Raw genomic sequence first — 18,442 nt, 5'->3', positions numbered from 1 at the left:
ACGACGGAAGGCTCACAAGCTGAGAGGGGATGTTACCATGTATACACCTGAAATTCAAGAAGTGATTCGACTATCCAAAGACTATAACCTCATTCCTGTGGTACGTCATCTATTAGCTGATACAGAAACCCCAATTCGTGTTTTTCAACACTTGTACCAAGAAAAGCGTGCGTTCCTGTTAGAAAGCGTTGAGGGCGGCGTGAAATGGGCTCGATATTCCTTCATTGGAAGCGATCCTTTCCTGATGATTAAGGCCAAACATGGGAAGACGGTCATTGAGACACAAACCGAAAATAAGGTTACGGATGAGAAACCAATCGATGTGTTGAAGGCGTACCTAAGATCCTACTCCAGTCCTCAGCTTGCGGATCTGCCGAGGTTCACGGGTGGGGCTGTCGGATTCTTTGGATACGATCTTCTGCAATACTATGAGAAGCTGCCTGCTCATCAAATTGATGATTTGCAAATGAACGACATTCAATTCATGTTTTGTGATCAAGTGATCGTTTTCGATCATTTCAAACAGCAGATCAAAGTGATTGCTAACGTGCATGTACAGCCTTTTGCCACAGATGCAGATATCGCTAAGGCGTATCAAGCTACTTGTGAGAAAATCGATGCGACGATCGAGAAGATTAAGCGACCACTCGGTACGGAAACGATGACACATAATCCGATTGTATTGGAGCCGGATTTAGGTGATATTCGCTCTAATGTCACGAAGGAAAAGTACATTGCCAACGTGAATAAAGCGAAGGAATACATTCGTGCCGGTGACATTTTCCAGGTTGTGCTGTCACAGCGCTTTGAAATGGAAACAACCGTCTCACCACTGCAAGTGTACCGGGTTCTTCGGACAATGAATCCATCCCCCTACATGTATGTGCTCAAAATGGATGATGAAGTCGTCGTTGGCACATCACCGGAATTACTTGTAAGGGTTGAAGAGGAAAAAGTGGAAACGCGCCCGATTGCCGGAACAAGACCTCGCGGTAAGACGCCGGAAGAAGATTTAGCTCTAGAAAAAGAGCTGCTAGCGGATGAGAAAGAACGCGCAGAGCACTTGATGTTAGTAGATTTAGGCCGTAATGACATTGGCCGAGTATCGGAGTTTGGAACAGTGAAGTGTGATACATTCATGGATGTTGAGCGTTACTCACACGTCATGCATATCGTTTCCAACGTATCCGGAAAAATTGCGAAAGACAAAGATTTCTTCGATGCTTTTCTTTCCTGCATGCCAGCAGGGACGGTGTCTGGAGCGCCGAAACTGCGAGCTATGGAGATTATTGCTGAGCTGGAGCCAGAAGCGCGGGGGACTTATGCAGGGGCTATTGGTTATCTAGGCTTCTCAGGGAACTTGGACACATGTATCACGATTCGTACGATTGTTTTCAAGCATGGCAAAGCCTATGTGCAAGCAGGCGCAGGCATTGTTTGGGACTCAGTACCGGAAAGCGAGTACCAGGAGACAGTGAACAAAGCGACAGCTTTGCTCAAATCGATTCGGATGGCAGAAGCCATGTTCAGTCCAGAGCCGAGACCGGTAAGCGATATTAACAAAGACTACTTTGTTAACTCTTAAGGGAAGAAGTAGAGGAGGATGAATGTCATGAGTGGACTTATTCAGATACAGCAAGCGCTTGGCAAAGTGATTAGCGGCAGCGATCTTTCCCGGGAGGAAGCGCGCGGCGTAATGTCGGAAATTATGGAAGGGCTGGCGTCACCTGCCCAAATCGGCAGTCTGCTAACGGCTCTTCGCATTAAAGGGGAGACGCTGGAAGAGATTACGGGATTCGCTGAATCGATGCGGAACAAGGCGATGCAGGTGAATGTGCTGCAGCATGATCTACTGGACACATGCGGTACAGGCGGTGACGGTGCAGAGACGTTCAATATCTCGACGACAGCAGCAATTGTTGCGGCTGCGGGAGGCATTCGAGTAGCGAAGCATGGCAATAGGGCGATGTCGTCCAAAAGCGGCAGTGCGGATGTGCTGGAAGCCCTAGGCGTGAAGATTACGCTAAGCGGCGAGCAAGCGGCACAATGCTTAGACAAAACGGGCATTTGTTTTATGTTCGCGCAAGCGTATCATCAATCCATGAAGCATGTTGCGGCACCGCGCCGGGAGTTGGGTTTCCGCACGGTATTCAATTTGCTAGGCCCGCTTACCAATCCTGCGGGAGCGGATCGTCAAGTGTTGGGCGTTTTCGACCGCACGAAGACGGAGTTAGTCGCGCAAGCACTGCAAGCGCTAGGGCTGAAGCGGGCTTTGGTGGTAGCAAGTGAAGATGGATTAGATGAATTCAGTATTTCAGCGCCAACTAAAGTAACGGAGTTGAAAACAGATCGGATTAGCACATATACCATTACGCCTGATGATCTTGGCTTACGGGCTCACAGTATTAAGGATGTAGGCGGCGGGGATGCGATACTGAATGCAGAGATCATCCGTCATATCTTTGCTGGCGACAGAGGGCCTCATCGCGATATCGTACTCGCGAATGCAGCCGCGTGCTTCTACGTGACGGGTCATGTTGGAAGCCTTCAGCAAGGGGTTAAATTTGCGGCTGACGTTATTGATTCGGGCCGTGCGGAACAAAAGTTGAACGACTTAATCCATTTCACAGGAGAATTATGCCATGTTTCTTGATAAAATTGTTGCCACTAAACGAGCGGAAGTTGAAGCAATGAGCAGCTTTTCCATTGCACAAGCGGAGAAAGTTATTTCGGAGATGTCGCCTTGCTTAGGTTTTGAAAAAGCTTTGACGACACGTAAAAATCGTTCGATAGGTTTGATTGCCGAAGTTAAAAAAGCATCCCCGTCCAAAGGTTTGATCCGTGAAGATTTTGATCCGGTATTGTTGGCAAGTTCCTATCAACGAGCAGGTGCTGATTGCATCTCGGTGCTTACGGATGTGGATTACTTCCAAGGGAGCAACGAGTACTTGAAGGCTGTACGACAAGCAGTAGGTGTGCCTTTGCTGCGCAAAGATTTCACCATCGATCCCAAGCAAATCTATGAAGCACGTTTGATTGGCGCAGATGCGATCTTACTCATCGCAGCGATATTGACCACTGACCAGATGAAGCAGTATCTGTCACTTGCGAGTGATCTAGGTTTGGATGCTTTGGTTGAAGTACATGACCGTGAAGAGCTGGAGAGCGCGCTTGAGTTAGATACCCAAATGATTGGCATCAACAACAGGAACTTGAAGACTTTTGTTACCGATTTGAAAACAACGGAAGAGTTGATTCAATTCATTCCGGCAGGCAAAACCATCGTCAGCGAGAGTGGAATCTCCACGGTTCAAGATATGGCCTATTTGCAGCAAATCGGCTCACAAGCCGTGTTGATCGGTGAACATTTTATGCGTCAGCCCGGTATTGAGCAAGCGGTTCATGATCTGATGGGTCCGATTGTGAAAACAACGAGTCAGATGGCTTAGAAAGAGGCGAACAGGATGCCTGCAGACACGATTCCAACGGTTAAAATTTGTGGACTTCAAAGCGTTGAAGTGTTAAAATCAATCATACATTTGCCAATTAATCATCTCGGTTTTGTTTTTGCTCCAAGCAAGCGTCAAGTCAAGCCAGACAGGGCTGGGGAGCTTATTTCATACCTGAAAAATGAAGCGGATAATGGTGTTTCCGTGCCGCTAACAGTCGGCGTATTCGTGAATCCGAGCAAGGAACAGCTGACTGAAATCATGGCTGCTGCTCCACTCGATGTCGTTCAGTTACACAGCCAGGAAACTCCGGAATTTTGCAAATGGGTGCGTGAACATTTCCAAGTTCAGGTGTTTAAGTCTGTATCCATTTCCAGATCGGAGAATAAGATTCCTTCAAGCGCAGAAGTAGCTGCTCAACTAGATCCGTATATCGGATCGGTTGATGCTGTATTACTAGATACTTTTGATCCCGTGTATGGGGGAGGATCTGGGAAAACCTTTGCTTGGGACTGCATTCCCGCATATCAGGAGTGGGCTCGTTTGGCAGGCGTCAAATTGTTAGTAGCAGGCGGATTGCAGCCTGACAATGTGGATCAATTAGTGGAAGCCTATCGTCCTGACGGCGTGGATGTGTCCAGCGGTGTAGAGACAGATGGTGTCAAAGATATTGCGAAAATTACCGCATTTGTGGAAAGGGTGACCGGAAAGTGACGCAAGTACCTGATAAACACGGCAGATTCGGCAAATTCGGCGGCCGTTACGTACCAGAAACATTGATGAACGCCTTGACTGAGCTGGAAGAAGCGTATAACCAATATAAAGATGACCCGGAATTTATTGCTGAAGTTCGTTATTTGCAAAAGCAATACTCCGGTAGACCCACTCCCCTATATTACGCAGAGCGACTTTCTGAACAGTTAGGTGGAGCCAAAATTTACTTAAAGCGAGAAGACCTGAATCATACAGGTGCTCATAAGATTAATAACACCATCGGACAAGCCGTTCTTGCAAAAAGGATGGGGAAAAAGAAAATCATCGCTGAGACTGGTGCAGGTCAGCACGGTGTTGCATCGGCAACGGTTGCTGCTTTGATGGGCTTTGAATGCAAAGTATTCATGGGCGAAGAAGATACGAAGAGACAGCAATTGAACGTTTTTCGTATGAAATTGCTTGGTTCTGAAGTCATTCCGGTTACTTCAGGTACTCGTACGCTGAAAGATGCGTGTAACGAAACGCTGCGTTACTGGGTCAGTAATGTGCAGGATACTTACTATATCCTCGGTTCCGTTACAGGACCTCACCCTTATCCGATGATGGTACGTGATTTTCAGCGCATTATCGGCGACGAGTCACGCGAGCAAATGCTAGAAACCGAAGGCAGATTGCCGGATGCCGTTGTCGCTTGCGTAGGCGGAGGCAGTAACGCCATGGGGATCTTCTACCCGTTTGTTCAGGATGAAACAGTTAAACTTATCGGCGTAGAAGCTGCTGGGCGCGGTATCCATACGGAAGAGCACGCCGCGACGATGACCAAAGGTTCACCTGGTGTGTTCCAGGGCTCGCTGAGCTACCTGCTGCAGGATGAATACGGGCAAGTGCTGCCAGCTCATTCCATCTCTGCTGGATTGGATTACCCTGGTATCGGGCCTGAGCACTCCTATCTCAAAGATATCGAGCGCGCGACCTATTTTCCAATCACTGACCAAGAAGCACTTGATGCACTTCAGCTGTTGAGTCGTACGGAAGGTATCATTCCAGCTTTAGAGAGCGCTCATGCGATTGCACATACCGTAAAACTAGCTCCAACGATGTCCAAGGATCAAATTATTGTCGTTAACCTATCCGGACGCGGCGATAAAGATGTGGAATCTATAATGAGCTATCTTGGAACAGGGAGGGAATAAGTCATGAACCTAATTGATAAGCGTTTTGCTGAGCTTAAAGAGCGGGGGGAAACAGCAATGATCCCTTTCCTAACCATTGGTGATCCATCGATTGAAGCTTCATTAGAGCTTATTCTTGAAATGGAGCGGGCTGGAGCTGATTTGATCGAGCTTGGTGTGCCTTATTCGGACCCACTAGCTGATGGTCCTGTCATCCAACGCTCATCTGAACGTGCGCTGCTTCGTAAAATTACGATATTTGACGTAATTGATGTTGCGCGTGAGGCGCGGAGCAGAGGCTCTAAACTGCCATTCATTCTATTCACTTACTACAACCCTGTCCTGCAGATCGGTCTAGAACGCATATTCAAGACAATGCAAGAAAATGAAATTAGTGGAATCATCATTCCAGATCTTCCACTAGAAGAAGATAGTGAGACTAGAGCGATTGCAGAAACCTATGGTGTCCATTTGATTCCATTAGTTGCACCGACATCGAATGAACGTGTTAAGCGCATCGCAGCTGGAGCTCGAGGATTCGTTTACTGTGTCTCTTCACTAGGCGTAACTGGTGAGCGGGCTGAATTCTTCGGCGGGATCGAGGAATTTCTATCCACGGTGCGGGAAGCGGCGAATGTACCGATTGTCGTTGGATTCGGTATTTCGAACCGGGAGCAAGTTCAGCGGTTTGAGAAGCTGTGCGACGGTGTTGTTGTAGGGAGTGCCATTGTTCGCTCGATTGAAAGCGTACTGCATCATTTTAAAGAAGATACTGCTCATCCAGAAGGGCTGATGCAAATTGGCGGCTTTGTTGGCCAGCTAAAAGGCAAATAATGAAATCCCTCTAGACAATTGTCTAGGGGGATTTTTTAAAAATTACCTATTTACTGTTAAGCGTTAAAGCAGTACACTATAATGTGTTGATCATCGAGACTTTTGTCTCAAATGAGTGGCTAAAGCAATATTCCTTCTACATAAAAGGAACCACATTTTACAACGCTACTAGTTTTGTGGGACAATTACAAAATTCGGACAACTAATTGATGAGGTGGCTACCAATGAAACCGAAACAAACGATTGTACATTTGCCGGTCTATCAACCGGGTAAACCTATTGAAGAAGTAAAAAGAGAGCTAGGATTAACGGAAGTGATTAAACTCGCATCCAACGAAAATCCATTTGGCTCCTCGCCAAAAGTAAAAGCAGCAATTGAAGCGGAAATCGCTAACATCAGCTTGTATCCGGACGGCGGAGCCGTTCAATTGACAGAAGAAGTGGCTGAGTACCTTGGAGTCGCGACGAACCAAGTCATTTTCGGTGCAGGTTCCGATGAGGTTATTCTAATGCTAGCACGCGCTTTCCTCGTACAAGGCGATGAAACAGTGATGGCTACTCACACCTTCCCGCAATATAAGCACAATTGTGAGATTGAGGGAGCAGTGTCCATCGAGATCCCATTGAAAGATGGCACTCACGATCTGGACGGCATGCTGGCAGCTATTACAGACCGTACGAAAATCGTCTGGATCTGTAACCCGAACAATCCAACCGGAACAATGAATACGGACACGGAAATTAAAGCATTTTTAGCCAAAGTTCCTGAGCATGTATTGGTCGTTCTGGATGAGGCGTATTGTGAGTACAATACGACGGGAGAATTCCCGGATAGTATCGAGCTGATTGGTCAGTACCGCAATGTCATTGCACTGCGTACTTTTTCGAAAATATACGGACTGGCTTCATTGCGAATCGGTTATGGCGTTGGGCACCCAGATGTAATTCGATCCATTAATCAAGTTCGTGAGCCGTTCAACACGACTAGATTTGCGCAAGCTGCTGCTTTAGCGGCAATTAAGGACCAAGAATTCATCGCAAGCTGCCGCGAGGCGAATACAGCTGGTTTGAATTATTTAACGGAACAGTTTAACGAAATGGGATTACAGGCTTTCCCAGCACATGGTAACTTCGTTATGGTTAATGTCGGACGCCCAGCGGCTGAAGTATTTAACGGTTTGCTGCGTAGAGGAATTATTGTTCGTGGCGGGCATATGCTTGGCTTCCCGACATCCCTTCGAGTTACAATCGGCTCACGCGAACAAAATGAGAAATTCATTGCAGCTTTGCAGCAAGTGCTGGCTGAGGTTGCCGTTCAAGCCTAATACAAATTAAAGGTTGATCTCTTATGACAAAAATTGCGATATTTGGTGTAGGGCTTATCGGCGGTTCACTGGCCTTATGTTACAAAGGAAAACCGGGTTTTACCGTTGTCGGCCATTCTCCGAATCCGAAATCCGTGGATAAACTGCTCAAACGAAACGTGGTTGATATGGCAACAACGAACATGGCTGAGGCGGTAGAAGGAGCTGACTACATCTTCCTATGCGTGCCGGTTGGGATGCTAGAGGAGTATGTTCAGCAGTTGATGAATCTCCCGCTCAAGAAGGGTTGCATCATCACTGATGTGGGCAGCACGAAGGCAACCATTACGGAAAGTGCTGAAACCATGGTGAAAGATGGCGTTTTCTTTATTGGCGGCCATCCAATGGCTGGATCCGAACGTCATGGCGTTGAGGCAGCATCTTCGCATCTTTTTGAAAATGCCTTCTACGTGTTGACCCCAGCAGAGGGTACACCGCAGGCGGAGGTTGACCGCTTAACCGAGCTGCTCAGGATGACGAAAGCCCAGATCGTGCAAGTCGGTGCACGAGAGCATGATGATATCGTTGGGGCTATCAGTCACCTACCGCACATTATTGCGGTTGCGCTGGTTAACCAAGTCAGAGGGTATAACGAAACCAACCCTTTATATCAGAATCTGGCTGCTGGCGGCTTCAGAGACATTACGCGCATTGCATCAAGCGAGCCGATGATTTGGCGGGATATTTTAGTGAACAATCGGCAGGTGCTGCTCAAGTTGCTTTCGGATTGGAATCTTGAAATTTCCCGTTTCATTGAACTCATTGAGAATAGTGATGGCGAGGGAATCGTTGAACAATTCCGCATTGCTGGCGAGTTCAGAAGTCAACTGCCTGAGCGCAGAAAAGGGATGATCACATCCTTGTTTGATATTTATGTCGATATTCCAGATCATCCTGGTATTATTGGACAAATTACAACACTATTAGGTAATGCTAGAATTAACTTAAGCAATATCCAAATTATTGAGAGTCGTGAAGATGTGCCTGGCGTTTTGCGTTTATCTTTCCGTAATCAGGAAGACGCAGATCGTGCAGCAGAGCTGCTTAGCGGGCCTTATGCGGTACATGTTTAAAAAAAATGTGTACATCAACAAGCTGGTTTCTCCTCTTTTAGGACGTCCCAAAAGAGGAGAAACCAGCTTGTCTTTTATTCTATTGAAATTGATTCTCAAATGAAAAACTTCGTGCTATAATGACATCGTTCATATAAATATTACAAACTTCTATGTGTGGGGCGAACGAGATGAAGCTGTGGATGTTGTTAAAAAGCACGTTAATTATTATTGTTATTTTTGTAAATTTTTTTCCCTCATTTGTAAGTGCGAGCAATGTTATTTACTCGAAAGAGGTTGCCGTTCTCGTGTATCATCACGTTGATGATCAGGTGGAGGGCTCTGTGACGATTTCGACTAAATTATTTGAGCGACAGTTAGGTGCGTTGCAGCGGCAAGGATACAATTTCATCTCGATGGATCAGTTCAAGAGTTTCATGAAAGATGGAGCGAAAATTCCTGATAATGCAGTTCTAATTACTTTTGACGATGGGTATGAAAGTTTCTATACGAATGCATATCCGATTCTCAAAAAAATGCGTGTACCGGCTGTAAATTTTGTGATTACCAAAGATTTGGATAACCCGACAGCGACATTGCTGCCTTCCTTGTCCAGGGATCAAATTAGGAAAATGAGAAAAGAATTTTCAAATATTGACTTTCAGCTTCATTCCGATCAATTGCACGCAATGAAAGATGGCAAGCCTATGTTGAACAACAAAATCACGAATAATGGAGTAATTGAGACGCAAGAAGACCTCAGACAAAGGGTTATTTCGGATACGAAAACATGTATGTCCAAGCTTCGAGAATTAAATGGTGCAAAGTCTATTGATTCCTATGCTTACCCATTTGGCAGCTATGATGATTTTACGATCTCCTATCTCAATGAAGCCGGGGTTAAATATGCATTCACGACCAAAGCGGGATTAACTTCCATACAAACAGATCCCATGCAAATACCACGTATTAATGCAGGAAGTCCTTATATTCGTCCTCATTCCATCAATAATTTAATCAATCAATCCAAAAGGCATCAACTACAACAGAACAATTCTTAAGGCAAAAAGGACAAGGTAAACGTTTTCAAAAAAGTGTTGACAGAATGAAACCGTATACATATAATAAAAGTACAGTATGGTTTCTCTCCACTCCTATCCGATAATCGCACCATAAGTGCAGCCGCCAATATGGCGGTTTTTTTTTTTGCTCATTGATACCATATTTTTCTGAAATTAATATATAATGGATAGGGTGGGTTGTTGTTTTCAACAGACAAGCTTGGAATGTGAATTTTTTTCAACAATTTGTCGAATGGAGCAGGAATATCGCATTTTATCGAGAATCTTTTAATAGGTCGTATTTTACATATGGATCCTTTCACATTTATTTTACAAATGAACGCAACTTTTCACTCTAACCGCAGTACAACATGTATGAGCAGTTGGAGTGGTACCCGGGAACCGTTAGGAGGGTCGCCACGTAATGACCGATTCCCAATTGATCAGAGAAATCAAGGATGGAAATGTTCAGCTTTATGACGAGCTTATGCGTCGTTACGAGCGTAAAATCCTTGCATTCATCTTTCATATGCTCAAAAGTACACAGATGGAAGCCATTGCTGAAGATTTGTGTAACGAAACGTTCTATAAAGCGTATCGCAGTCTGCACTCCTTTAGAGAGATTGAAGCATCCTTTTCTACCTGGTTGTATACAATTGCTCGGAATACCGTTTTGAGTGAGCTGCGCAAAAATAAAAGTGTTCAAGTTTCGTTAGAGCAAAGCGGATTGACGCCACATGCATCATTTGATGCTATGCCGGAGCAAGCTATGCTGCGAAACGAGAAAGTATCAATGGTTCGAGATGCGATTAATAGTTTGCCTGAGAAACAACGATCTGCTCTGATATTAAGAGAGTATGATCAGATGGATTATCAGGAAATCGCCAATATTTTAGGTCAAACCGTAAGTTCAGTGAAGTCTCTATTATTCAGGGCTAGAGCATCTGTCAAGCTACAGTTGGACCCTTACTTCAGTGAACCGATATTCGAAGAATCGAAGGGATGAAACAGCGATGAAGTGTAGCGAGATCCAGGAATTATTTGGGGTGTATTGGGACTTGCCGAATGATGACCTGCGACGTACCGCGGTGGATGAGCATATTGCTACATGTGCCGAATGTGCAGAAGAATTTCTAATTTGGGAGGAAAGTACGATCCTTATACGTACTGCTGCAATCGAGAGCGAGCTTCCCGATTATGAACCGATGGTCTCAGGCAAGGTCATGAGTCGAATTTATGAGGATGAATCATGGCGTATTCCGGTTTCCGAGCGCATGTATACGATCTCTTACAAGCTTCGCCGCAACCTTACGGCAGTTATTGCTTTTTGTTTAGCGTTATTCGTATTCAGCTTTTTATTCGCAATTGTCTATGACGGTACTCCAAAATCGTCGATGGCTGCTGCTGATAATACGTTATTCGATCTGCAAGCGCCGCAAGCCATGAAGGCGTCAGGCACTGAAACGATGAATGGTCATAAGATGGTAGATGCCGTAGCAAGTCTAAACCCTAGCTTTATGGAGCCATTACGATTCCATGTTGGGCCGATTCATTCGTATCCGCATTATTTACTTGTTGTATCGATTTTGGGTTTGATTGCAACAATCATCATAATGAACTGGTTATCACGAACCAAAGCCTAGTGCTCCGGAAGGAGCATTTTTCATTTTATTGACTGATGGAGGAATACTTAATGACAACGATTGGCTTTATCCGGCATGGAAGCACGGAATGGAATCGCTTAGGTAAGCTGCAAGGGCAGTTGGATACGGATTTAACCGATGAGGGTAGAGAACAAGCCAGGTTGCTTGGAAACCGATTAGCCAATGAATCGTGGGATGGGATCATCTCCAGTGATTTGAAACGAGCAAAGGAAACAGCTCAAATCATGTCTAAGCTTTCGGGAATCCCGATTATCGGTACGGATAACAGACTTCGCGAGCGAAGATATGGTCAGGTCGAAGGAACTACTGTAGCGGAAAGAGAAGAACGCTGGGGGCCAGAGTGGAAGCTCCAGGACTTAGGCCAGGAATCCGATGATGATCTATGGAAACGTTGGTCCGAGCTTGAGGGTGAGCTGCTTGAGGCCTATCCGAACAAGAAGATATTATTGGTGTCTCACGGCGGATTCATTGTGCAGGTGCTCAGAGTATTGCGCATGGATAGCGAGCAATTCCTGCAAAATACGTCTCTAACCATCCTGCTGCGTCAAGAAAAAGGTTGGGAGCTGCAGCTGTACAATTGTTTATCTCACTTGGAAATCGTACACGAATAAATGCGTGACAAGAAGCATGACTCAGTTATAGAGTCATGCTTTTTTTACGTGGCTTGGAATATTTTCGGGAAAAAATCCCATAATGGTTACTAGAAACCACGGAGCTGGAAGCTTCGCCAAATGGGGGATGTAGATGGAAATGAACCTAGCGGACATGCTCAGCTACGCCGATATTCACGAGCTAGGCCGAATCGCTAACACTTATGAGTGTGAGTGCAATGGCCATTCAAAGAACGAGTTGATTCAATCGATTTTGAGTACAGCCCTGCGCAGAGAGATTTTCGAAAAGCATATTCAAAGCTTGAACTTGGAGGACATCCGATTTCTGAATTCTCTCCTCTTCGATCCTCGCAACGCATTCAGTATTGAAGAACTGATCGCTAGAGTTCAACAATCACGGTTTCAGAAGGATGAATCGGTGGAATGGAATCCCCGCGACATGGTCATTAAATTTAAGAAACTCGGCTGGCTGTTTAATGGGTATTCCCAGCAAACCAAATTTTTGTTTCATGTTCCTAATGATTTGAAGCGAAAATTTAGCGATGTGCTTACTGGAATATTCAAACAAAGCTTGAACCTGACCAATGAGCCTAGCGTTTACCGGGACGAACAATTACTCATTATTGATGATATCTTTCATTTCTTGACGTTCATTTCTCATGTGCAGGAATTACCTCTCACAACGGAAGGATCCATCTATAAGAGGCAGCTTCAGCAAATTCTTGATCGTTTGTCTGTGCAGGAGGAAATGGTGTCGAAAGGCTCTTGGCGCTTCGGATATGGCCGTATGTTTAAAGACTATCCGAACCGGTTTTCGTTCATCTATGATTATTGCTATTACCGGCAGCTAATCAGTGAACAAGGTCAAGTGCTGACTTTAACGGAAGAAGGAACAGCACGCTTGCTAGAAGGTAAGAAAGAGAACCTGGCAGAGGTGTATAGGTTCTGGCTTAGGTTATATAAGAATCCGATCCCCAATGTTCAAAGCCTCGCGGGCTGGGTCGACCGTCTAAGCGGTCAGTGGGTCACTTTAGCCTCTCTAAGTGACGTGTTATGTAAATTGGTTAAACCATTTTATTATGACAGCTCGGAATCCATCGTAGAACAGCGCATTTTACAAATGATGATGCATTTAGGGCTCATACGTATAGGAGAAGATCACGAGAACGGTATGGTCGTTCAGGTTACTAAGATGGGTTCTAAAGTGATTCAGGGTACTTTTGTTGCAGAAGAAGACAAGGTTGTCCTCTTTCTGGATCAGGAGAGTGCTCGTTTTAAAGGGGACAGCAAGTAGTAGGTAAAGGCACATTCCTGATCAATCGGGCTTTTGAACGAAGCGCTATTGTATGGAGTGAATATGATAAAAGTAGGAGCACACAGGGGTTGGCAGACACCTAGGAACGGACTTTCATGTTTTTGCGAATAAGAAGCTCCTGACAAACCGCGTACACATTTGGAGGTAGGTCTCATGGGAAAAATGAATGTATCTAACAACGCGCTGCTGGCACTTTTCGCGGAAATGGTTTGGGATGATGCCATTCGCAAATATAAAGAACAGAATCTCTACAAAGAGATTGATCTTGCGTTAGCAAAAGGGGATCAACCGACATTCCTTGCTCTTACATCTGAGCTTAAAATGCTGCAATCTTCAGGATAATGATCGTGGTGGCAGCCACAATAGGGACGAAAGACATGTGAAACCATTTCACATGTCTTTTTTTGCTGGAAAGAGGACAAAAAAGAACTATTTTGTAACTCCATACGTCGATTAGTTAGACCATATTGCGACGCAAAAGGAGAATACAAATGAGAAAGCTCTTGAAAACCATGCGGAAACGGAAAGTCTTGTCATCGTTTCTTCTATTAACATTACTCGTTGTCGGGGCAGCATCCGGCTACGCCGCTTTTCTGATGAATAAATGGAATCATGCCTTGGATCAAATAGCAGCTCCGAGCGTGCCTGCAACAAATGACATTCAAACAAGCAATTACCCCGTTTCACAGACGTCACATACCTCAAATGCACCCAATACGACTGAGAATGAGGAGAAACCGCTTACCTTGCTGCTTACGGCCATTGATGAGCGCTCAGGAAGCGAAGGATCGCTAAATACGGATGTCATGATGCTTTTTCGTGTGGATCCAGTGACTCATCAAGGGACAGTAGTTTCAATCCCAAGAGATCTTGAGGTATCTGCAGAAAAGTCCGGCTTAGAAACCTCGCATAAAGCTAACTATTTCTATGCTTATAACTATAATAAGAACAAAGAAACGGCTCTTGATGAAACGAAGCAGCTGTTTAGCAGAGTATATCAAGTTCCAATTGATCATATGGCTGTCATTAATTTTGATGGTTTCCGCAAGCTTATTGATCAATTAGGCGGCATGATGGTAGATGTCGATATGGATATGAAATACCAGGATGAGAGTGACGGAACAAATATTAATCTCAGAAAAGGCACGCAGCGCCTAAATGGCAAACAAGTACTTGATTATATTCGCTATCGCAAATCGAATTTGGGTACAGCGGAATCGTCTGATATGGAGCGGAACCAGCGTGAGCAATTTGTCCTTAATGAATTACTAGATAAATTAACTTCAATTAATGGTGTTACGGCGTGGGGAAAGGTGCTTGATATTATGGGAAGCTCCATTAAGACGGACATTCCTGCAGATGAACTTCGCACTTTAACCAAATCATACCGTGATTATAAGCCTGCTAATGTGCAGTATATTCATCTGGATGGGACATGGGAGAGTCCTTACCTGGTCGTGAAGCAGCAGGATTTAGAGGAAGCGCTGGAAGCGTTGCGCGGTGAAACGGACAGTTCAATTGACAGCCATTTGCAGACAGATTAAAGTGTACAAGAAGCGATGGCTATTGCTACATAGCAAACGCATTTTTGGTAAAAGATAGAGGGGGAAGCACGGTTGAAGTTTAATGAAATTTCTGCGCAAGAATGGCACGATTTAAAACCATACTTGGACACATGTTTGCTGCCAGTAACGGGGTTGACCGGATTCGAAGACCCCGCACAAGTGACTTTGGCGCTGGAGCAGCTCCGAGATGCACTGGAAACCATCGAAATTCCATACAAGGGTAGGGTAGTGACGTACCCAGCGCTTCATTATATGACGGCGGTGAGCATGAGGGACCAGCTAGAAGCCCTTTCCCTTCATTTAAAAAGGATGGGATTCCGCTATGTCATCGTACTAACCATACATACGGAAGGTGCAAGCTGGAAAGCGGATCAAACCGATTTGTTGATTGCTGTCGATATGGAGCAGTGGGAAAGCAAATCCGAACAGATCAAATCAAGTATTTCTAAGCAAGTCCAGCACTTATGGCAGCATAGTGATTAACTTTAGCTGTTAAGCGTATTATTGGAAAAAAAATTGTGCAGGATAAGGGGAGTAATGGCGTACATTGGCTGCCAAAAAGTTGTGACAATTTCGTTAAAATTTGTCCGAACGCCAAGTTTTCAATGGCTCAAAAGGAGTTCTGGATTCTTGACGACCTAGTAGTCGTAGGATATTATTAGTAATGTCCTAGTTATGTAGTGTAATGTCGAACGACACGTGATAGAGGTAACTGACGTCCGAGAGGGTTGGACATCGGCCAATGTAGGAGGGTAGACCTGAGAATGAGTGATCATAACAATCACAATGAAGAACAGCATGGGAAGAAGCCCGGGACAAAACGCGAAATGTCTCGTCGACAATTTCTATCCTATACCCTAGGTGGCGCTGGAGGATTCATGGGGGCCGGCATCATTATTCCGATGATTCGGTTTGCGGTAGATCCTGTACTTCAGAAAAAGGCAGAATCAGATTGGGTTAAAGTTGTCGAAGAAAGTAAAATTACAAATGTACCACAATCATTTACGTTCCAAGTGCATCAAGTAGATGGTTGGTACGAAAGTGACGCTGAATTGGTTGCGTGGATTTCCAAAGACAGCAGCGGCAAACTCTTTGCACTAAATCCTACTTGTAAGCACCTTGGATGTACGGTTAACTGGAACGATAACCCGGCTTACAAAGATCAGTATTTCTGTCCTTGTCATGGTGCTCACTATACGCAAGATGGTAAAAACCTTGCTGTAGCACCAAAACCATTGGATGAATACACAACCAAAGTTGAGAATGGGTTCGTTTATGTGGGACAACTGCATGCTAACACAAGAGTATAAGGAGGCGTCACAGTCAGATGTTTAAAAACGTATACAACTGGATTGACGAACGTCTTGATATTACGCCTATGTGGAGGGATGTAGCAGATCATGAGGTTCCAGAACACGTAAACCCTGCTCATCATTTTTCCGCTTTCGTGTATTGCTTCGGCGGATTGACGTTTTTCATTACAGTCATTCAAATCCTGTCAGGTATGTTCTTAACAATGTATTACACACCTGATATCATCAATGCTTATGCAAGCGTTGACTACTTACAACATAAAGTAGCTTTCGGTGTTATCGTCAGAGGTATGCACCACTGGGGAGCTAGTTTAGTTATCGTAATGATGTTCTTACATACCCTGCGCGTGTTCTTCACAGGTTCTTACAAAGCGCCACGTGAAATGAACTGGGTAGTAGGCATGCTCATTTTCTTCGTTATGTTAGGTCTAGGTTTTACGGGATACCTGCTTCCATGGGATAACAAAGCATACTTTGCTACACAAGTAGGTATGAAAATTGCAGCGTCCGTACCTTTAGCGGGTCCGTACATTGAAACGTTGCTGCAAGGCGGAAACATCGTTGGTGCGCAAACACTAACTCGTTTCTTTGCCATTCACGTGTTCTTCCTGCCTGGCGTTCTGCTCGCTTTGCTTGCTGGACACTTCTTCATGATTCGCAAACAAGGTATTTCCGGACCGCTATAAATTAGGGAGGGGCGAATAGCGTGGCGCATGGTCATAAGTCAGACGAGAAAATCGTTTACGTAGGGGATTCCCGCGTAATTAAGAAAACAGAAGAACAAAGATTAATTCCTCGCGATTACTCTGCGTATCCGGGAAAATCGGAAGCCTTTATTCCAAACTTCTTGTTAAAAGAGTGGATGGTAGGGGTCGTTGTATTAGTCGGTATGTTAGTGTTGGTAATGTCCGATCCAGCTCCGTTAGGCTATCCTGCGGATCCTAAAAATACAGCGTTTATTCCGATGCCTGACTGGTACTTCTTGTTCATGTATCAATTATTGAAATATCCGTATACATCTGGGGATTACGTAGTACTTGGAGCGGTTGTCGTACCTGGTTTGCTGTTCGGCGGTTTGTTGCTGGCTCCTTTCTTGGATACAGGCAAAGAGCGTCGCTTCTACAGAAGACCAATCGCTTCTAGCTTGATGATTTTATCTCTAATCGCTTGTACATACTTAACCTACACATCTTGGGATCACTACCAATTTGAGTTGAAAGAGAAAAACATCATTCCTGAGCACATTAAGCGTGAAGAAGAAATGCACGCTAACAAAGGCGCAGCTGCTGGCGGCGGTGCTGCTAAGGATACGAAGAAAGCTCCAGCTATCGTAGCTGCAGATGATCCGGGTGCTGAAATCTACAAAAAAGCAACTTGCTTGTCTTGTCATGGTGCAGGACTTAAAGGGATGCCGGCTTCAGGCGTACCGGCGCTGCTTGGCGTAGGTGACAAACATCCGCAAGATGAGATTTTGAACATCATCAAGAACGGTAAGGGCAACATGGGTAAACAATACCAAGCCAACATTGATAAAGGTTTAACAGATGCCGATATCACGAAACTTGCTGAGTGGTTATCCAAACAAAAGGCCCAATAAAATAGGGAAACCTGATCGCGAAAGCGGTCAGGTTTTTTTAAATCACTGGAGGAGGAGCTTCCTTGCATCAAGGCGTGTCCATTTCTTATTTTTGGAGTAAGGATTTCTTGTTAAGCAAAAAGATGCTGTGGCTGTTTTTCATTACGAATCTGCTTGGTACCGTGTATGGTTATGAGTGGTATTGGCTTCAAATGGTGGACACGATAGCTGAATACCCGTCATGGTATGTTATTTTTGTGCCCGATAGTCCGACAGCTAGCTTATTCTTCACTTTGTCGGTCGGTTACTTAATTATAGACCGTTCATGGGGCAGATCATCCGGGAAAGTTTACCAAGCTATTAGAGCCTTTGTGGAAGCCTTTGCTCTTATCACATCATTTAAATATGGCATTTGGGCAGTTACCATGATCTGGGCAGGCGCTTGGCAAGGAGTTCCTGTTGGCTGGGATGGTTGGATGCTTACGTGCTCGCATTTGGCAATGGCAGTGGAAGCGCTATTATTTGTTAGATGGTATTCTTACCGGATTCCTGCCATCCTACTTGTTACATGCTGGACGCTGTGGAATGACTTCATGGATTACGAACGAGGAGTATTCCCTAGATTGCCCGAAGTGCTTGTAAACAACTACTATAGAACCATAGAAGGGTTTACAATCAGCTTGAGCCTTATAGGTATTTTGATTGCTTTTATCTGTTTGGGTTTGCGTCAGAAGAAACAACGATAATCACAT

At 44.9% G+C, this 18,442-nt stretch carries 20 protein-coding genes; all 20 read left to right on the top strand.

All coding sequences use genetic code 11. The annotated features are described in order from the left end of the window. The first annotated feature begins 37 nt into the window (after nucleotides 1–37). Nucleotides 38–1,585 (top strand): anthranilate synthase component I, encoded by a 1,548-nt coding sequence (trpE, locus tag AC58VC_RS02550; RefSeq protein ID WP_497367290.1) that lies wholly within the window; start codon nucleotides 38–40, stop codon nucleotides 1,583–1,585. 27 nt (nucleotides 1,586–1,612) lie between these two features. Beyond that, on the top strand, nucleotides 1,613–2,653 hold the full coding sequence (gene trpD, locus AC58VC_RS02545) for an anthranilate phosphoribosyltransferase (RefSeq protein ID WP_497367289.1): 1,041 nt from the start codon (nucleotides 1,613–1,615) through the stop codon (nucleotides 2,651–2,653). Continuing rightward, the gene (gene trpC / locus AC58VC_RS02540) at nucleotides 2,643–3,449 is read left to right on the top strand and encodes an indole-3-glycerol phosphate synthase TrpC (protein WP_497367288.1); all 807 of its coding nucleotides are present in this window, start codon (nucleotides 2,643–2,645) and stop codon (nucleotides 3,447–3,449) included. Before trpD ends, trpC begins: the two co-directional genes overlap by 11 nt. Nucleotides 3,450–3,464: 15 nt before the next feature. After that, nucleotides 3,465–4,163, top strand: coding sequence for a phosphoribosylanthranilate isomerase (locus AC58VC_RS02535; protein WP_497367287.1), 699 nt, complete (start codon nucleotides 3,465–3,467; stop codon nucleotides 4,161–4,163). Next, nucleotides 4,160–5,356 (top strand): tryptophan synthase subunit beta, encoded by a 1,197-nt coding sequence (trpB, locus tag AC58VC_RS02530; RefSeq protein WP_497367286.1) that lies wholly within the window; start codon nucleotides 4,160–4,162, stop codon nucleotides 5,354–5,356. Before AC58VC_RS02535 ends, trpB begins: the two co-directional genes overlap by 4 nt. A gap of 3 nt (nucleotides 5,357–5,359) precedes the next feature. Further along, entirely contained in the window at nucleotides 5,360–6,169 is an 810-nt protein-coding gene (gene trpA / locus AC58VC_RS02525) for a tryptophan synthase subunit alpha (protein ID WP_497367285.1), read from the top strand. A 224-nt stretch (nucleotides 6,170–6,393) separates the two neighbouring features. Further along, nucleotides 6,394–7,494, top strand: coding sequence for a histidinol-phosphate transaminase (gene hisC / locus AC58VC_RS02520; RefSeq protein WP_497367284.1), 1,101 nt, complete (start codon nucleotides 6,394–6,396; stop codon nucleotides 7,492–7,494). Between the two features lie 23 nt (nucleotides 7,495–7,517). Further along, nucleotides 7,518–8,606, top strand: a complete 1,089-nt coding sequence (locus AC58VC_RS02515) for a prephenate dehydrogenase (protein WP_497367283.1) — start codon at nucleotides 7,518–7,520, stop codon at nucleotides 8,604–8,606. 170 nt (nucleotides 8,607–8,776) lie between these two features. Continuing rightward, nucleotides 8,777–9,646, top strand: a complete 870-nt coding sequence (locus AC58VC_RS02510; RefSeq protein WP_497367282.1) for a polysaccharide deacetylase family protein — start codon at nucleotides 8,777–8,779, stop codon at nucleotides 9,644–9,646. 424 nt (nucleotides 9,647–10,070) lie between these two features. Then, nucleotides 10,071–10,652 (top strand): RNA polymerase sigma factor, encoded by a 582-nt coding sequence (locus AC58VC_RS02505; RefSeq protein WP_145655289.1) that lies wholly within the window; start codon nucleotides 10,071–10,073, stop codon nucleotides 10,650–10,652. 7 nt (nucleotides 10,653–10,659) lie between these two features. Beyond that, nucleotides 10,660–11,289 carry an anti-sigma factor family protein gene (locus AC58VC_RS02500; RefSeq protein WP_497367281.1) on the top strand — a complete coding sequence of 210 codons (630 nt, stop codon included), beginning with the start codon at nucleotides 10,660–10,662 and terminating at the stop codon, nucleotides 11,287–11,289. A 50-nt stretch (nucleotides 11,290–11,339) separates the two neighbouring features. Next, on the top strand, nucleotides 11,340–11,921 hold the full coding sequence (locus tag AC58VC_RS02495) for a histidine phosphatase family protein (RefSeq protein WP_497367280.1): 582 nt from the start codon (nucleotides 11,340–11,342) through the stop codon (nucleotides 11,919–11,921). A gap of 139 nt (nucleotides 11,922–12,060) precedes the next feature. Then, complete coding sequence (locus AC58VC_RS02490; RefSeq protein ID WP_497367888.1) at nucleotides 12,061–13,215, top strand: hypothetical protein; 1,155 nt, start codon at nucleotides 12,061–12,063, stop codon at nucleotides 13,213–13,215. A gap of 174 nt (nucleotides 13,216–13,389) precedes the next feature. Further along, the gene (locus AC58VC_RS02485) at nucleotides 13,390–13,578 is read left to right on the top strand and encodes an IDEAL domain-containing protein (protein ID WP_127451411.1); all 189 of its coding nucleotides are present in this window, start codon (nucleotides 13,390–13,392) and stop codon (nucleotides 13,576–13,578) included. 149 nt (nucleotides 13,579–13,727) lie between these two features. Beyond that, complete coding sequence (locus tag AC58VC_RS02480) at nucleotides 13,728–14,780, top strand: LCP family protein (RefSeq protein WP_497367279.1); 1,053 nt, start codon at nucleotides 13,728–13,730, stop codon at nucleotides 14,778–14,780. Nucleotides 14,781–14,852: 72 nt separating this feature from the next. Beyond that, nucleotides 14,853–15,284 (top strand): DUF2487 family protein, encoded by a 432-nt coding sequence (locus AC58VC_RS02475; RefSeq protein ID WP_145655285.1) that lies wholly within the window; start codon nucleotides 14,853–14,855, stop codon nucleotides 15,282–15,284. A 281-nt stretch (nucleotides 15,285–15,565) separates the two neighbouring features. Continuing rightward, a complete protein-coding gene (locus AC58VC_RS02470) occupies nucleotides 15,566–16,111 on the top strand; it encodes a QcrA and Rieske domain-containing protein (protein WP_497367278.1) in 546 nt (181 codons plus the stop codon). 17 nt (nucleotides 16,112–16,128) lie between these two features. Then, the gene (gene qcrB / locus AC58VC_RS02465) at nucleotides 16,129–16,800 is read left to right on the top strand and encodes a menaquinol-cytochrome c reductase cytochrome b subunit (RefSeq protein ID WP_497367277.1); all 672 of its coding nucleotides are present in this window, start codon (nucleotides 16,129–16,131) and stop codon (nucleotides 16,798–16,800) included. A 20-nt stretch (nucleotides 16,801–16,820) separates the two neighbouring features. Further along, nucleotides 16,821–17,711 (top strand): c-type cytochrome, encoded by an 891-nt coding sequence (locus AC58VC_RS02460; protein WP_497367276.1) that lies wholly within the window; start codon nucleotides 16,821–16,823, stop codon nucleotides 17,709–17,711. A gap of 62 nt (nucleotides 17,712–17,773) precedes the next feature. Beyond that, a complete protein-coding gene (locus tag AC58VC_RS02455) occupies nucleotides 17,774–18,436 on the top strand; it encodes a DUF1405 domain-containing protein (protein ID WP_497367275.1) in 663 nt (220 codons plus the stop codon). Nucleotides 18,437–18,442: the final 6 nt, after the last annotated feature.

The sequence above is a fragment of the Paenibacillus sp. J22R67 genome, assembly GCF_059692175.1.
Note: the sequence above shows the minus strand (reverse complement) of the source record. Positions and strands in the feature narration are given on the sequence as shown.

Excerpts from the sequence above, each read along its gene's own strand:
- AC58VC_RS02470 (WP_497367278.1), top strand. The coding sequence starts at position 15,566 with ATGAGTGATCATAACAATCACAATGAAGAACAGCATGGGAAGAAGCCC.
- trpC (WP_497367288.1), top strand. The coding sequence starts at position 2,643 with ATGTTTCTTGATAAAATTGTTGCCACTAAACGAGCGGAAGTTGAAGCA.
- trpA (WP_497367285.1), top strand. The coding sequence starts at position 5,360 with ATGAACCTAATTGATAAGCGTTTTGCTGAGCTTAAAGAGCGGGGGGAA.
- qcrB (WP_497367277.1), top strand. The coding sequence starts at position 16,129 with ATGTTTAAAAACGTATACAACTGGATTGACGAACGTCTTGATATTACG.
- AC58VC_RS02510 (WP_497367282.1), top strand. The coding sequence starts at position 8,777 with ATGAAGCTGTGGATGTTGTTAAAAAGCACGTTAATTATTATTGTTATT.
- hisC (WP_497367284.1), top strand. The coding sequence starts at position 6,394 with ATGAAACCGAAACAAACGATTGTACATTTGCCGGTCTATCAACCGGGT.
- AC58VC_RS02490 (WP_497367888.1), top strand. The coding sequence starts at position 12,061 with ATGAACCTAGCGGACATGCTCAGCTACGCCGATATTCACGAGCTAGGC.
- trpD (WP_497367289.1), top strand. The coding sequence starts at position 1,613 with ATGAGTGGACTTATTCAGATACAGCAAGCGCTTGGCAAAGTGATTAGC.
- AC58VC_RS02495 (WP_497367280.1), top strand. The coding sequence starts at position 11,340 with ATGACAACGATTGGCTTTATCCGGCATGGAAGCACGGAATGGAATCGC.
- trpE (WP_497367290.1), top strand. The coding sequence starts at position 38 with ATGTATACACCTGAAATTCAAGAAGTGATTCGACTATCCAAAGACTAT.
- AC58VC_RS02535 (WP_497367287.1), top strand. The coding sequence starts at position 3,465 with ATGCCTGCAGACACGATTCCAACGGTTAAAATTTGTGGACTTCAAAGC.
- AC58VC_RS02515 (WP_497367283.1), top strand. The coding sequence starts at position 7,518 with ATGACAAAAATTGCGATATTTGGTGTAGGGCTTATCGGCGGTTCACTG.
- AC58VC_RS02485 (WP_127451411.1), top strand. The coding sequence starts at position 13,390 with ATGGGAAAAATGAATGTATCTAACAACGCGCTGCTGGCACTTTTCGCG.
- AC58VC_RS02505 (WP_145655289.1), top strand. The coding sequence starts at position 10,071 with ATGACCGATTCCCAATTGATCAGAGAAATCAAGGATGGAAATGTTCAG.
- AC58VC_RS02500 (WP_497367281.1), top strand. The coding sequence starts at position 10,660 with ATGAAGTGTAGCGAGATCCAGGAATTATTTGGGGTGTATTGGGACTTG.
- AC58VC_RS02480 (WP_497367279.1), top strand. The coding sequence starts at position 13,728 with ATGAGAAAGCTCTTGAAAACCATGCGGAAACGGAAAGTCTTGTCATCG.